13 protein-coding genes are annotated in these 14,874 nt (G+C 60.0%); 7 read left to right on the forward strand and 6 right to left on the reverse strand.

Going from position 1 to position 14,874, the window contains the following annotated elements; translation table 11 throughout:
* Window positions 1–2: 2 nt before the first annotated feature.
* On the forward strand, window positions 3–1,823 hold the full coding sequence (glmS, locus tag J3R80_RS02710) for a glutamine--fructose-6-phosphate transaminase (isomerizing) (RefSeq protein WP_275392203.1): 1,821 nt from the start codon (window positions 3–5) through the stop codon (window positions 1,821–1,823).
* A complete protein-coding gene (locus J3R80_RS02715) occupies window positions 1,820–2,497 on the forward strand; it encodes a DNA alkylation repair protein (RefSeq protein ID WP_275392204.1) in 678 nt (225 codons plus the stop codon). Before glmS ends, J3R80_RS02715 begins: the two co-directional genes overlap by 4 nt.
* On the opposite strand, the gene J3R80_RS02720 is transcribed toward J3R80_RS02715, so the two are convergent.
* From J3R80_RS02720 to J3R80_RS02735, 4 genes are all read right to left on the reverse strand, one after another.
* Window positions 2,494–2,694, reverse strand: a complete 201-nt coding sequence (locus J3R80_RS02720; protein WP_275392205.1) for a DUF3955 domain-containing protein — start codon at window positions 2,692–2,694, stop codon at window positions 2,494–2,496. The two genes, J3R80_RS02715 and J3R80_RS02720, sit on opposite strands and share 4 nt — an antisense overlap.
* Before the next feature lie 176 nt (window positions 2,695–2,870).
* Window positions 2,871–3,851 carry a hypothetical protein gene (locus J3R80_RS02725; RefSeq protein WP_275392206.1) on the reverse strand — a complete coding sequence of 327 codons (981 nt, stop codon included), beginning with the start codon at window positions 3,849–3,851 and terminating at the stop codon, window positions 2,871–2,873.
* Between the two features lie 117 nt (window positions 3,852–3,968).
* A complete protein-coding gene (locus tag J3R80_RS02730) occupies window positions 3,969–5,621 on the reverse strand; it encodes an AMP-binding protein (RefSeq protein WP_343075809.1) in 1,653 nt (550 codons plus the stop codon).
* Window positions 5,618–6,085: a D-galactarate dehydratase gene (locus J3R80_RS02735; protein WP_275392207.1), complete on the reverse strand. Its 468-nt coding sequence runs from the start codon at window positions 6,083–6,085 to the stop codon at window positions 5,618–5,620. Before J3R80_RS02735 ends, J3R80_RS02730 begins: the two co-directional genes overlap by 4 nt.
* 94 nt (window positions 6,086–6,179) lie before the next feature.
* Here J3R80_RS02735 and moaA point away from each other — a divergent pair, with 94 nt between their 5' ends.
* Window positions 6,180–7,187: a GTP 3',8-cyclase MoaA gene (gene moaA, locus J3R80_RS02740; protein WP_275392208.1), complete on the forward strand. Its 1,008-nt coding sequence runs from the start codon at window positions 6,180–6,182 to the stop codon at window positions 7,185–7,187.
* A gap of 15 nt (window positions 7,188–7,202) precedes the next feature.
* Here moaA and J3R80_RS02745 read toward each other — a convergent pair whose 3' ends face one another.
* Complete coding sequence (locus J3R80_RS02745) at window positions 7,203–8,363, reverse strand: M20 aminoacylase family protein (RefSeq protein WP_275392209.1); 1,161 nt, start codon at window positions 8,361–8,363, stop codon at window positions 7,203–7,205.
* 278 nt (window positions 8,364–8,641) lie between these two features.
* Between J3R80_RS02745 and J3R80_RS02750 the strand changes: the two genes are divergently transcribed.
* The 4 genes from J3R80_RS02750 (at window position 8,642) to J3R80_RS02765 (ending at window position 13,594) form a co-directional block, all read left to right on the forward strand.
* Window positions 8,642–10,357 (forward strand): peptide ABC transporter substrate-binding protein, encoded by a 1,716-nt coding sequence (locus J3R80_RS02750; protein ID WP_275392210.1) that lies wholly within the window; start codon window positions 8,642–8,644, stop codon window positions 10,355–10,357.
* 64 nt (window positions 10,358–10,421) lie between these two features.
* Window positions 10,422–11,423 carry an ABC transporter permease gene (locus J3R80_RS02755; protein WP_275392211.1) on the forward strand — a complete coding sequence of 334 codons (1,002 nt, stop codon included), beginning with the start codon at window positions 10,422–10,424 and terminating at the stop codon, window positions 11,421–11,423.
* On the forward strand, window positions 11,416–12,327 hold the full coding sequence (locus J3R80_RS02760; protein ID WP_275392212.1) for an ABC transporter permease: 912 nt from the start codon (window positions 11,416–11,418) through the stop codon (window positions 12,325–12,327). The genes J3R80_RS02755 and J3R80_RS02760 overlap by 8 nt, the downstream gene beginning before the upstream one ends.
* A 202-nt stretch (window positions 12,328–12,529) precedes the next feature.
* Entirely contained in the window at window positions 12,530–13,594 is a 1,065-nt protein-coding gene (locus J3R80_RS02765) for a YeeE/YedE family protein (RefSeq protein WP_275392265.1), read from the forward strand.
* Here J3R80_RS02765 and J3R80_RS02770 read toward each other — a convergent pair.
* The gene (locus J3R80_RS02770) at window positions 13,527–14,813 is read right to left on the reverse strand and encodes a DUF3422 domain-containing protein (RefSeq protein WP_275392213.1); all 1,287 of its coding nucleotides are present in this window, start codon (window positions 14,811–14,813) and stop codon (window positions 13,527–13,529) included. The two genes, J3R80_RS02765 and J3R80_RS02770, sit on opposite strands and share 68 nt — an antisense overlap.
* Window positions 14,814–14,874 lie beyond the last annotated feature (61 nt).

Genomic DNA, 14,874 nt, shown 5'->3' on the forward strand with positions numbered 1-14,874 from the left:
TCATGTGTGGTATCGTAGGGGTTCTGGGAAATCACGAGGCCGCGCCGATCCTGGTCGAAGCCCTGAAACGGCTGGAATATCGCGGCTATGACAGCGCCGGGATCGCGACCATCAATGACGCGGGTCAGTTGGATCGCCGCCGCGCGGTCGGCAAGCTGGTGAACCTGTCGGACCTGCTGGTCCACAATCCGCTGGCCGGGAAATCCGGCATCGGCCACACCCGCTGGGCCACCCATGGCGCACCCACCACGGAAAACGCCCATCCGCACAAGGCGGGACCGGTCGCGGTGGTGCATAACGGGATCATCGAGAACTTCCGCGAGTTGCGCGAAAAACTTGCCGCTGACGGGCTGGAGTTTTCGACCGAGACCGATACGGAAACCGTTGCCCTTCTGGCACAAAGCCATATCGCGCGCGGCAAATCCCCGAAAGATGCCGTCGCCGCAACACTGGCGGAACTCGACGGTGCTTTTGCCCTGTGCTTCCTGTTCGATGGCGAAGATGACTTGATGATCGCCGCCCGCAAGGGCAGCCCCTTGGCCATCGGCCATGGCGACGGCGAGATGTTCGTGGGTTCCGACGCCATCGCACTGGCCCCGATGACCGACCGCATCACCTATCTGGAAGAAGGCGACTGGGCCGTCATCACCCGCGACGGGGCCGAAATCTATGACGATAACGGCCGCCTTGCCAACCGCCCGATGAAACAGGTCCGCCTTGACGCCGCCCGGATCGAGAAAGGCGGTTACAAGCACTTTATGGCGAAAGAGATTGCCCAGCAGCCCACAGTCGTGGGTGAAGTTCTGAACGCCTATGTGAAAGGCGACCGGATCGCCATGGATATGGGGGGCATCAACTTCGCCGATGTGGATCGCCTGTCCATCGTCGCCTGCGGCACCGCCTACTATGCCGGGCTGGTCGCGAAATACTGGTTTGAACACCACGCCCGCCTGCCCGTCGATATCGACGTGGCATCGGAATTTCGCTATCGCGAGGCACCCTTTGCCCCGAAAACCCTCGGCGTCTTTGTCAGCCAATCCGGCGAAACCGCCGACACGCTGGCCGCGCTGCGCTATTCGTCGGGCAAGGTGGACAAGATCGTCAGCCTGATCAACGTGCCTGAAAGCTCGATCGCGCGGGAAAGTGATGTGGCGGTGGAAATTCATGCGGGGCCGGAAGTGTCCGTGGCCTCGACCAAGGCGTTCACCTGCCAGTTGACCTGTTTCGCCATCATGGCGCTCAAGGCTGCCCATGACCGCGGGCATCTGGACGATGCTGGCCTGGCCGCACATCTGACAGACCTGCGTCAGTTGCCGGGTCTGATGAGCCACGCGCTGACCATCGACACCGCCACGAAAGAGATCGCCACAAAACTGGCCGAGGCACGCGACGTGCTGTTCCTTGGACGCGGGCAGATGTTCCCGCTTGCCCTTGAAGGCGCGCTGAAACTGAAAGAAATCAGCTATATACACGCCGAAGGTTATGCTTCTGGCGAGTTGAAACATGGCCCCATTGCCTTGGTCGACAAGGCCACGCCGACAGTGGTGATGGCCCCCCATGACGGGCTGTTCGACAAGACCGTGTCGAATATGCAGGAAGTCATGGCACGCGGCGGGCGGGTTGTGCTTGTCTCGGACGCGCGCGCCGCGAAAGAGGCTGGCGACGGCGTCTGGCAATCGCTTGCCCTGCCCGAAGCGCCGGAACTTGTGCAGCCGATCCTCTATGCGATCCCGGCCCAGCTTCTGGCCTATCACACGGCAATTGCCAAAGGCACCGATGTGGACCAGCCGCGCAACCTTGCCAAATCGGTCACGGTCGAATGACGCTGAGCGAGGCGCTGGCCGCCCTGCGCGCCCATGTGGAAGAGGGTCGTGCCGAAGGCATGGCCGCCTATCACAAGCAAACGCGCGAGGTTCTGGGCATCCCCAACCCGGCGCTGAACGATCTGACAAAAACATGGCGGCAAAGCCTGACGGTTGAGGATCGCGTCCGCTTGGCCGACGAGCTTTGGAAAACCGATATCTTTGAAGCCCGGATTGCCGCTGCAAAGCTGCTGACACAGGCCCGCTTGCGCCCGGACGGGGACGCTTGGGCCTTGATCCAAAGCTGGGTGCCCGATTTTGACAGTTGGGCGATTGCGGATCATGCCTGCATGGCCGGTCAGAAGCGTTTGGTCGCTGATCCGTCGCGCATCGACACGGTCGAGGGTTGGACAAGGTCTGACCACCTGTGGACCCGTCGCGCCGCGCTGGTCATCACTCTGCCTTGGACCAAGCAGAACAACCCGAAGCCGGATGATCTTGCGATCCGCGACCGCGTGCTGGGCTGGGCGGCCGGTTATGTTGATGACCCCGAATGGTTCATCCAAAAAGCAATCGCATGGTGGCTGCGCGACCTTTCCAAACACGACCCCGCACGCGTAAGCGCCTTCCTTGAGGCGCATGGTGACAGGCTGAAAGCCTTTGCGCGGAAAGAGGCGGGGAAGTATCTGGCCTAACGCCTTGTTTTCACGACAAAGGACAGCGCAAGGCAGATAAGCCCCGCGATGCCAAGGATGACGGACAGCGGCAGGAAGAAGCTTTCCTGAAGCACACCGTTTTCATCCACACCGCCATAAAAGGTCCGCTCGGCGGCCCAGGATGCGGCGGCAAAAACAAGTGACACCAGTCCAATCGTTCGCAATAGGTTTTTCACTTCTATATCCCTTCAGGGTTAAGTTTTGGGTTGCTGTATCAGAATTCACATAATCGGGTGCCTGTCCTGATGTGTTAACCAACTGGCGCATTAAATACGCAGTAACACTTGCGCCTAGCGAAAGACCGTGCCCCTTTCCGTGCGAGACCAGCAAGGTTTGTTTTGCATGCGCACACTCAGCCGGGCATCAGCCGTCTGAACACACGCCGTGCCAACGTGGCCCCAGACGCCACACCTGCATCCATATCTGATAAGATGCCCATGATCGCAGGCTCCAGATCGGCAACCCGCCTTCCCCGATGGGGTCTGTCTTGTAGCAGAGCTTCTACGCGGTCTTCGGACCAGTTCAGCATCTTGGCTAAGTCCTCGGCATAGAACGCTGGATAGGTTTCATGGTCCCCATCCACCCGTTCAGTCCATTCAGCCTTTTTGCCAAGTAACCGGGACAAACGCGCCTTAACCTCACCCGCGTAAGTGTGATCGCGCTCGTACAGGTTCAACACTCTGAAAATTTCGACGTCCACGGCATCAATTGTCTTTGTGTTGAAGTGTTTGGCAGGCAACGGGATATCGCTGAAGTATTCTGCGCCAACAACGTCGCGAAACACCTTGACGCTATCGTGCTTCCCATATTCGAAACCATGTACATTGTCGCCAAACAATGCGCGATATGAACGCATCAGGAATTGATAATCAAACATTCCTCGGCGTCTTGAGATAAACCGCTCATAGCCAGTCTTGTTCGTATCGTTGGTGGTTAGCTCCCGATAATAGCTGACGCGATAGTCCACTGCGTTACGAAGAAAAAGGACAGCGTGGGCGTCGGCATACCCCAGCGCCCTGAAATCATTCACGATACGCATGAGATGCAGCGCCATCCTCGGCGCACTCCATGCTTCCGAGGATAGAATGACCGTTTCTGCTCCGGCCTCTCGCACTTCGTCGATCAACCGTTTTGGGGTTGCCACATCTTCATTTGCGTTAAACCGATACGCCAGCTCAGAGTGGCGATGTCCCAGACTTCTATTGGCGTTGGCCACGGAAGCCGGATAGAGAATTCCACGCTCCAGCAGTTTTTCTCGATTGTCGAAAAGGTGATTCTGGATCGAGGTCGAGCCGGTCTTATACGTGCCCAGATGGAATATGATCTTTGCCATCGGATCCCTTTTCGTTCCAGTTCAGGCTTCGTTGCTTGACGCTTTAGCGTTTCAAGCCCGTTATCCATAATGCACAATTCTACAATGGTTCAATCTCATTCATATGACACAACCAAGTCAGTCGCGTAACTCGCGCCGCATGATCTTTCCCGTTGCAGTCATTGGAAGTTTATCAACAAACTCAACCTGCCGGGGGGCAACATGGGGGCTGATCCGGTCGCGCACCAACCAGATCAACTGATCAGCCATCTCAGTTTCGCACGCACCCTTGCGCAGCACGACGAAGGCTTTCACGGCCTCGGTTCTAAGGGGGTCGGGCACGCCCACTACCGCGGCCATCGCGACGTCTGGATGGGTCTGCAAACAGTTTTCGATTTCGGACGGGCCAATGCGATACCCGGCCGAGGTGATTACATCATCATCCCGACTGGCGAAGGTAAAATACCCCTGCTCATCCCGCACGGCCAGATCGCCTGTGCGCATCCAGTCGCCGTCGAATTTTGCGGCCGTCTTATCGGGCAGGTTCCAATAGCGCAGAAACATCACGGGGTCGCCCCGGCGCACGGCAATCTCGCCCATTTCGCCGGGGGCGCAGGGGACGCCTTGCGCGTCGATCACTGCCACCTCGTGGCCCGGAATGGGCTGCCCCATGCTGCCGGGTTTGACAGACATTGCGCCGGCCACGGACGACAGGACAAGATTGCATTCGGTCTGGCCATAGAACTCGTTCACATTCACGGCCAGAACGTCACGCGCCCAGCCCAGCAACCCGGCGCCAAGGCTTTCACCCCCCGACCCGATTGTGCGAATGTGGACACCCTCCGGCGGCGCATCAGATTGCCGCAGCAGCTTCAAGGCAGTCGGCGGCATGAACAGGTTGCGGATCTTGTGCTTGGCAATCAGAGCATAGGCCGCGTCGGCTTCGAACTTGCGCATGCGGTGGCTGACAATGGGCACACCGAAATAAAGGAACGGCAGTGCCAGATCCATCAGACCGCCAATCCACGCCCAGTCGGCAGGCGTCCAGCCTTTGTCACCGGATTGCGGAAAATCTTCGTTATAGGTTTCTACGCAGGGCAGATGGCCCAGAAGAAACCGATGCGCGTGCAAAACCCCTTTTGGGGGTCCGGTGGTGCCGGACGTGTAAATCATCACAGCCGGATCGTCCGCCAGCGTGATTTCGGGAACCGGCAGCGGGCTGGACGCGTTAATCTCGGCCCAGAAATCACGTGCCGCATCGGTTGGGCTGGTTGTATAGACCTCGATCAGGTCAGAAAGGTCCGCCCGGATCTCGGAAACTTTTGGCAGGTTTGGGGCATCAGTGACCAAAATCCGTGCGCCACTGTCAGACAGGCGATAGGCCAGCGCATCAGCGCCAAACAAGGTGAACAATGGCAGAACCACCGCGCCCAGCTTATAGGCCGCGAAATGCGTGATCAGCACCTCTGGCCCCTGCCCCAGCAACACTGCGATCCGGTCGCCCTTGCGCAAACCACGCGCCTGCAGCGCCGTTGCCAGCCGATCGGACGCCGCTTTCAATGCGCCGAAGCTCCAGTCCTGAGCTGCCCCATCTTGCGCCACATGGGTCAGCGCAACGCGACCAGCCTCCACCGCGGCCCAACTGTCGCAGCACCGTTCGGCGATGTTGAAATGTTCGGGAATATCCCACGCGAAATCATCGCGCATATCCTGCCAATTTCCCCATTGGGCAATCAGCTTGCGCGCCCGACCATGGGCCAGCCAGTCCGCGTCAGACAGACGCGCGGTCACGATCCAAAGACAACCAGCTCATGCAGGCCCGAGATGTCGAGGTCCAGCAACTGAAGCGTCGACAAAGATACGCGGCTTCCGCCACCCGACGCGGGGCGCAGGGTCACTTTCACGGTACGGCCCGTTGTTTTGGATTGCACACGGCCTTGCGTCTCGGACGACACAAGCGAGGTTTCGACCCAGAAACCCGGCGCGGTGGGATCGCCAAGGCTGGCCACAGTGACCCCCAATGACCCGGCCGCGGCGTTGGGCGCGGTCGTCGCAGCCGCCATCCGGTCTTGTTCCGTGGCGGTATCCAACTCGTCCACGGTAATCGCGTCTTCCGGCGGCGCGGGCGGCAGATCGGAGTTATAGGTCGGCTGGTTTTGCAAATGCGGTGGGCGGGGCATGATATTGTTCATGTCCAAACCGGAACAGCCGGCCAGGGTCAGACAAATCGCGGGCATAAGAATGACATGTTTCATATCCGCAGCGTGGCGCAATTCGCCGACTGATTCAACGGCAGAATTCACCGATCATTGACTTGCGCGCCTGCCCGCCCGTGCATAGGTTCAGGGCATGAATACACCTCGGCTTGTCGATCCGTTCATGCGAGCGGTCACTTATCTGCGCCTGTCCGTCACGGACCGGTGTGATTTCCGTTGCACCTATTGCATGTCCGAGAACATGACCTTCCTGCCCAAGAAAGACCTGCTGACATTAGAGGAGCTGGACCGCATATGTTCGGCCTTCATCGGTCTGGGCGTGCGCAAGCTGCGCATCACCGGGGGGGAGCCACTTGTGCGCAAGGGAATCATCGGCTTCTTCGAAGGCATGGGCCGTCATCTGGACAGCGGTGCGCTGGACGAGCTGACGTTGACCACCAACGGCTCGCAACTTCATCGCTTTGCCAAGGAGCTGTATGCGGCAGGTGTGCGGCGGGTGAATATCTCGCTTGATACGCTGGACGAAGAGAAGTTCGCCCGGATCACCCGCTGGGGTCGACTGCCACAGGTCATGCGCGGGATCGACGCGGCGCTCGAGGCTGGATTGAACGTCAAGATCAACGCGGTTGCCCTCAAGGGGTTCAATGACAGCGAGCTGTTCGAGCTGGTAGACTGGTGCGCGCAAAAGGGTATGGACCTGACCTTCATCGAGGTCATGCCGATGGGTGACATGGGGGAAGAGGATCGGCTGGACCAGTATTGGCCGCTCTCAGATCTGCGTGCGCAACTGGCTGAACGCCTGACCTTGACGGATTTGGATCTGTCGACTGGTGGCCCCGCGCGATACATGAGGGTTGAAGAGACGGGTCAGAAGATCGGCCTGATCACCCCCCTGACCCATAATTTCTGCGAAAGCTGCAACCGTGTCAGGATGAGCTGCACCGGCCAGCTTTATACCTGTCTGGGACATGACGGCATGTCGGACCTGCGCGCGCCCCTGCGCGCATCCGAAAGCGATGCGGTGCTGATCGACGCGATTCACGCCGCCATCGGACGCAAACCGAAGGGGCATGATTTCGACTACTCCCGACAGGGGGTTCAGGGCCAAACGATCCGCCACATGAACCACACGGGTGGCTAAGGCGAAGGCTGGCGCTTACACGGGCATGCGCTGCTCGACCACCTCAACCCACCATGAGCACCCCTGCGGAATGATGTCGTCGTTGAAGTTGTATTCCGGGTGATGAACCATGGCGGTGTCACCATTGCCCACCAGGATATAGGCCCCCGGCCGTTCCTCCAGCATATAGGCGAAATCCTCGCCGCCCATGATCAGGGGGGCGTCCTCGCATTCGCCGGCGACAGTCCGCGCCGCTTGCGCGGCGTGATCGGTCTCAGCCGCGTGGTTCACCATAACCGGATAGTTTCGGTCATATCGCACATCGACGGATCCACCAAAGGCCGCGGCAATCCCGTTGCAAATGGCGTGAACCCGTTCTTCGGCCAGATCACGAACGTCCTCTGATAGCGTTCGCACCGTGCCAAGAAGGTGAGCTTCTTGCGGTATCACATTGAAAGTTTTGGAACTTGTCTCGAAAGACGTGATCGACACAACCACCTGTTCCGTCGGATCGGCATTGCGCGATGCGATGGACTGCAAGGCCTGAACGGCTTGCGAGGCCATCACCACCGGATCAATCGTATCGTGTGGCTTGGCAGCATGTCCCCCGCGACCTTCGAAACGAATGTCCAACAGGTCGGTTGCTGCGAAGAACGGGCCGGGTCGGATCGCGAATGTGCCTGCATCGTGGCCGGGCCAGTTGTGCATGCCATACACTTCCTGAATGCCGAACCGCTCCATCAACCCGTCCTCGCACATGACGCGTCCACCCCCGCCACCTTCTTCGGCAGGTTGGAAGATCACGACACAGGTTCCGTCGAAATTCCGGGTTTCAGCCAGATATTGCGCTGCGCCCAGCAGCATTGCCGTGTGCCCATCATGGCCGCAGGCGTGCATCTTGCCGGGATTGGTCGAAGCATAATCCAATCCGGTCGCCTCTTCGATCGGCAGCGCATCCATATCGGCGCGCAGCCCGACAACCCGGCCTGCCGTATCGCTGCGCCCCTTGATAACGCCGACAACCCCTGTACGTCCGATCCCTTCCACCACATCGTCACAGCCAAAAGCGCGAAGCTTCTCGGCAACGATGCCAGCGGTGCGGTGGGTGTCGAACAACAGCTCTGGATGCGCATGGAAATCGCGTCGCCAAGCGGTAATGTCGTCTTTCAACTCGTGAAATCGGTTCCTGATCGGCACGTTTTGACCTTTCCAGATGAAGTGCTGTGCGGATTTGGCGAACCAGCAAAGAATCCTTCCGCATGTGTGACAATGCGCGGCTTGGCCGTCTGGTTCAACCATAGAGCCGACGCAGGTGATATATTTGGGTCAAATCTGACCGCTATGGCGTGACATCGGCAAACGGCAACGCTAAGCCTTGAAGACAAAGAACGGCCGTGCCGACGTCAGGCACCTTTGTCATGAGTTGATGGTTTGAGCAGTACCGGGGCCACACCGACCATGAAGAGGATGCGAGAATGATGGGGAACAAACGGTCCGGCTGGGGATTGGCAACGGGGGTAGCTTTGTCACTGCTGCCAGCCGCCACATTGGCCGAGCGTGGTGCGGCGGGGCATCTGAACATCCTGTACTGGCAAGCCCCGACGATTTTGAACCCCTATCTGTCCAGCGGCCCAAAAGACATCGAACCTGCGTCGTTGGTGCTGGAACCTCTGGCCCGATACGACGAAACCGGCAATCTTGTGCCGTGGCTGGCTGCCGACATTCCGACACTGGCCAATGGTGGTATTTCGGACGATCTGACGACTATCACGTGGAGGTTGCGCCCTGACCTGACATGGTCCGATGGAATGAACTTTACCGCGCATGATGTTGTTTTCACAGCGAATTATTGCATTTCCTCAGATGGAGGATGCCAGCAGGCAGGCAAGTTCTCGGATGTCACACGCGTTGAGGCAATGGATGATCTGACCGTCCGCCTGACATTCGCCGCCCCCAAACCTTTCCCCTATGGCCCGCTGGTTGGCGTCGAAACGCCGATTCTGCAGAAGGCGCAGTTTGAAGCCTGCATGGGCGCAGGCGCGCAAAGCTGTACCGCCCAGAACACCGCACCCATCGGCACCGGCCCGTTTCAAGTGACAGACTTCCGGGCGGGCGATGTCGTCACGTTCGAGGCCAATCCTCGCTATCGCGACCCAGAGAAACCGGGGTTTGCGACCGTAACCATCAAAGGTGGTGGGGATGCCATCAGCGCCGCCCGCGCCGTGCTGGAAACCGGCGAGATGGACTACGCGTGGAACCTTCAGGTGGACCCGGAAATCCTGAATACGATGGCCGATGGGGGCACAGGGCAGATCATCCGATCCTTCGGCACGCCGGTCGAAAGGTTGATGATCAACCGCACGAATCCAGCGCCCTCTCTGGGCGATTTGCGCTCGACCCTCAAGGGCGGGCCGCACCCGTTTCTGACCGATCCCGCTGTTCTGGCCGCAATGTCCCTGGCCATCGACCGAACGGTGGTTGCCGAACTGGGCTATGGCGCGGCGGGCAAACCGATCTGCGATATCCTGCCTGCCCCGGCGATCTATGCCTCATCCGCCAATGACACCTGCCTGACCCAAGATATCGACCGCGCCCGCCATCTTTTGGATGATGCGGGCTGGATCGACAGCGATGGCGACGGGGTGCGCGAGAAAGACGGGGTGCGCCTCTCGGTGCTGTTCCAAACCTCGACCAACCCGGTGCGGCAGGACACGCAGGCCTTGCTGAAATCCTGGTGGGCCGGGATCGGAATTGAAACCGAGTTGCGGCATATCGATCCATCGGTCTTTTTCGGCGGCGATCCGGGCAGCCCGGACACCTTCCAGAAGTTTTATGCCGACATCCAGATGTTCACCAACTTCTTTCCCGGCACCGACCCCGAGGCCTATCTGAACAACTGGACCTGCAAAAGCATCCCCGCCCCCGCCAATAACTGGCTGGGCTTCAACATCCCGCGCTACTGCAATGCCGACTATGACGCGTTGGCAGCGGAACTGGCGCAAACTTCAGCACTGGAGGAGCGCGCTGTCATCGCCCGGCGCATGAATGACATGCTGATGCAGGCAGGCGCCCTGATCCCGCTGGTTCATCGCGGCGATGTCTCTGCGATCTCCAATACGCTGAAGGGCGTTCGGATGAATTCCTGGGACAGTGAGCTTTGGAACATCGCGGACTGGACCCGCGCCAAGTAACATCGCTAGACTGTACCCACTTCCCACCGGTGCGGTGGACCGTCACAAGGACCGCGGGTCGCCCATGTTTACCTATACGCTGCGGCGACTTGCCTTTTCCATTCCCGTCCTGCTGGCAATCAGCCTTGTGATATTCCTGCTCATCGACCTTGCACCGAACGATCCAACGGCCAACCTGCCCCTGACCATCCCGCCCGAGATACGCGAGCAGCTTCGCACCGGCCTGGGCCTGGATGCCCCCACCCATGTCCGATATCTTTTGTGGTGCAAACAGTTCTTTATCCACGAACCCCTGAACCTGTTGGACGGGATGATGGGCAATGAAAGCAGCCGTTTGCGGCTGCAAAGCTGGTCGACCCACACGCCCGTCATGGAGCTGATTGCCGAACGCTTGCCGCAAACCCTATGGGTCGTCGGTCTGTCGCTGGTGATCGGTATTCTGATCGCCCTTCCCCTGGGCATCCTTTCGGCACGCCATCAACATGGCTGGGTGGATCAATTTGGCACCTTCGTTGCGATGCTCGGCTTTTCCGTACCGTCGTTTTTTCTGGGTGTCCTTATGATCATCGTCTTCTCGGTCAAGCTGGGGTGGTTCCCGTCGATCTATGACACAACGCATCGGGTCACGGATTGGCACAGTCTTGGCGTCCAGCTTCGCCAGATGGTCATGCCGGTGACGGTATTGGCCCTGTTCAACGCGGCCCAGTTCAGCCGCTTTCTGCGGGCCTCGATGCTTGAAACGCTTCATCAGGATTTCATCCGCACCGCCCGCGCCAAAGGCATGTCCGAGGCGCGTGTTCTGCTGCGCCACGCATTGCGCAACGCCATCGGGCCGGTCGTCACGGTCATCTCACTTGCCATTCCGCAAGTCTTCGCGGGTGCCATCATTACCGAGCAGGTGTTTCGCGTGAACGGGCTGGGGCAGCTTTTGATCTCGGGCATCCAAAGCGGCGACGTGCCACTTGTGCAAACGCTGACCTTCCTGTTCGCCGTGCTGATCGTTTTATTCAACCTGATGGCCGATATCACCTATGGGCTGCTTGATCCCCGGATCCGCTATGACTGATCGCGCGGCATCTCTCCCACCACTGCACAGCCGTGTGAGCTTGTGGCGTCGCTTCGGTCGCCATCGCGGCGCGGTGGTTGGGATGGTGGTTTTTGCGGCCATCACTGCGGCAGTGCTTCTTGGCCCGTTTGTCTGGCCTGTGGACCCGGCGCAGATCGACATTGCGGCAAAGAACCAATCGCCCAGTCTGGCCCATCCCCTTGGCACCGATCAGTTGGGGCACGACCTTCTGGCCGGATTGCTGGCGGGGGGGCGTGTATCGCTGCTGGTCGGGCTGGTTGCCATGGGACTGGCCGTGGGACTTGGCACGCTGGTCGGGGTTTTGGCCGGTGTGTTGCGCCACTGGGACGCGCCCCTGATGCGGATGACCGACCTGTTCCTGTCCTTGCCACTTCTGCCGTTGTTGCTTGTGGCAATCATGCTTTGGCGCGACAGCCTGCGGGCGCAGTTCGGTCCCGAGGCGGGCATCTTTCTGCTCATCGTCTGCGCCATCGGGTTGACCAGTTGGATGCAGACGGCCCGGATCGTCCGGGGCGAGGTGCTGGCCTTGCGCGAGCGCGAGTTCATCATCGCCGCCACCGCCCTTGGCACACGCCCACTTGCCATGATCCGCCGCCACATCCTGCCCAACATTCTTGGACCGATCCTTGTATCGGCCACATTGGGCGTCGGCCACGCGATCCTGACCGAAAGCGCGCTGAGCTTTCTGGGGCTGGGATTTCCGTCCGATGTGCCAAGCTGGGGGCGGATGCTGTTTGACGGCACAAACTACATGACCCTGACACCGACACGGGTGGTCTGGCCGGGGCTTGCGATCACCCTGACCGTGCTGAGCGTCAATTATCTGGGCGATGGGTTGCGCGACGCGCTGGATCCGCGCCGGGTGCGGGGCGCCGCGCGTTGAAAAAGAACGCCGCGCGGCGATTGTTCATCCGTTAAGCAATGTCGGTTCCGCGAACCCGCCAAAGCTGTGCATGATGTTCGCGACTCATGCGCTGGGATGGAATATTGTTCCCGCTTTCCGCTTGCTCGACGCCCTACCCGCCCTTGCCAGAGTCATATTCACTTGCCAGATGGAACATATTCCCAAATGCGGAGACATGAAGATGTTCGAGACCCTTGGCTTTGAGACCCTCACCCCACGCACCGCGTCGATCCTGTTCGGATTGGGGCTGGGCGCGGCTTTTGGTGTGCTGGCAGAGATCACGCGCTTCTGTCTGCGGCGCGGCCTGATTGGCGGGGGACAGGACAACCGGTCCGCTCTTGCGATCTGGGTGACAGCTTTGGCCGTGGCCGTTATGGGCACCCAGGCCGTCGTGCAGGCGGGATGGATCGAGTTCTCGGCCCATCGCTTCCACGCTGCAGACCTGCCCTATCTGGCGATCATCGCCGGGGGGCTTCTGTTTGGTGTCGGTATGGTGATGACACGCGGCTGCCTGTCACGTCTGGCTGTGCTGGGCGCATCAGGCAACCTGCGCGCATTGGTGGTGCTGCTCGTGGCCGCGCTCGCGGCACTGGCGACGCTAAAAGGCCTGCTGGCCCCGGCCCGTGTCGCGCTTGAGGCCGTGGTGATCCCTGCCCCAGCTCTGCCGCTGTGGACCGCGATCCTGCCGCTGCTTCTGGCGGGCTTCCTGATCAAGCGGGCGCGTCCGCGCATCGGGACACTGCTTCTCGCCGCCCTGCTTGGCGCGCTTATCCCGCTGGGTTGGGTCGGCACGGGTCTTGTGCTGCTGGACGAGTTTGACCCGATTACCTTTGAAAGCCTTTCGTTCACCGCACCGTTGGCTGACACGCTGTTCTGGACGGGCGCATCGTCGGCGATCGGGGCCAATTTCGGCACCGGGCTGATCGGTGGCGTTGTTCTGGGCGCACTGGCATCGGCCCTGATCGCCGGTCGCTTTCAGTGGCAAAGCTTTGAAGGACCGGGGCAAATGGGCCGTTATCTGGCTGGCGGGGCGCTGATGGGTTTTGGCGGCGTGCTGGCGGGGGGCTGCACCGTTGGTGCCGGCATCTCGGGCGTGGCAACACTGTCTGTTGCTGCTGTTCTGGCGCTCGTGGCTATTTCGGCAGGGGCCTGGGGCGCGGGGCGCGTGGATGCGCGCCTTACTTCCCGATCGAATGCCGGATCCGTCGCACACCCAACCACACAAGCGCAACCACAGGCAGCGTAAGCGCCGCTGTCAGCGTCCCTTTCGAGATGCCCAGCACATCGGTCAATGGATAGGCCAGATAGCCTGCCAGTGACACGGCGTAATAGCTGATCGCGACCACCGACAGCCCTTCAACCGTTTCTTGCAGGCGTAGCTGTAAATCGGCGCGGCGGTCCATACTGGCCAGCAAAGCCTGGTTTTGTTCGGACCGCTGAACATCGACACGGGTTCTGAGCAGATCGCCCGCCCGCTTCGCCCGCTCGGCCATGCTACCCAACTGCCGTTCGGCGCTTTTGATCGTGCGCATCGCCGGGTCGTAGCGGCGCATCATGAACTCGCTCATCGTCTGGCGGCCCATGAACCGTTCTTCGCGCAACACCTGAATGCGCTGGTTCACCAGGGCTTCATAAGCCTTTGTCGCGCTCAGTCGGAACGAGGTTGCGGCGGTCAGGTCCTCAAGCTCGGACGAGATTTGCAGAAGCTCGTCCAGCGTCGCCTCGGGCGCTTCGTCAGCGCGCGACATGGCCCCGACCAACTTGGTCAGCTCGCCGTCCAACTGGCCTAGCTTGGCTTGCAACTGACGCGCCTGTGGTAGGCCCAGCATCGACATGGATTTATAGGTCTCGATCTCGCACAGGCGCTGTACAATGCGCCCAATGCGCCGGGGGCCTGCGTCCTCGCCGATGAAGGCAGCAAAGCGCATATGCCCTGCGGGGTCGATACGGAAATCCCCAGCCACAATGGCCGCGCGATCCAGCACCCAAGTTGCCGCGACGCTTTCAGCAACGAACCAGTTTTTGATCGCCTCGTTCATATCCGCCTGGGATTCAGGCATGGTGTCGATCCGAATTTGGGCCGACGTCACGCGCTTACCCGGTGCGTTTTGCAGCCAATCTTCAGGAAACACATCAAATGCCGCGGGATCGAAGGCCCGCGACCCGACCCCATCGGCGAAAACCGTGTAGGTCACGATTTCCGTGTGCTGTTCCCACTTGAGCTGATACCGCCCGATGGTTCCGAAATAGTGGTTCGCATCCGGACTGGGATGAGGGGCACCGAAGCGATCCAGCAGATCGATCAAATGCGCCCGGTCCGCATCGCGATCACGACCCGCTGCGTTTCTGGTCGGTTTCACCGCCAGAAAAGCAGCCGTCGCCGGAGCATTCAGCGCAGGTGACGGACGCGCATGAAGCTCGTTCGCCAATTCATAGCGCTGTGGGTAATCATCCAGTGAAAACATATCGGCATGCTCCTTCAGCGACACAGGTAGCAGAGCCGACACCCCTTGCAAACCCTTAATA

It is taken from the genome of Aliiroseovarius sp. Z3 (assembly GCF_029105185.1).
Classification (GTDB): Bacteria; Pseudomonadota; Alphaproteobacteria; order Rhodobacterales; family Rhodobacteraceae; genus Aliiroseovarius.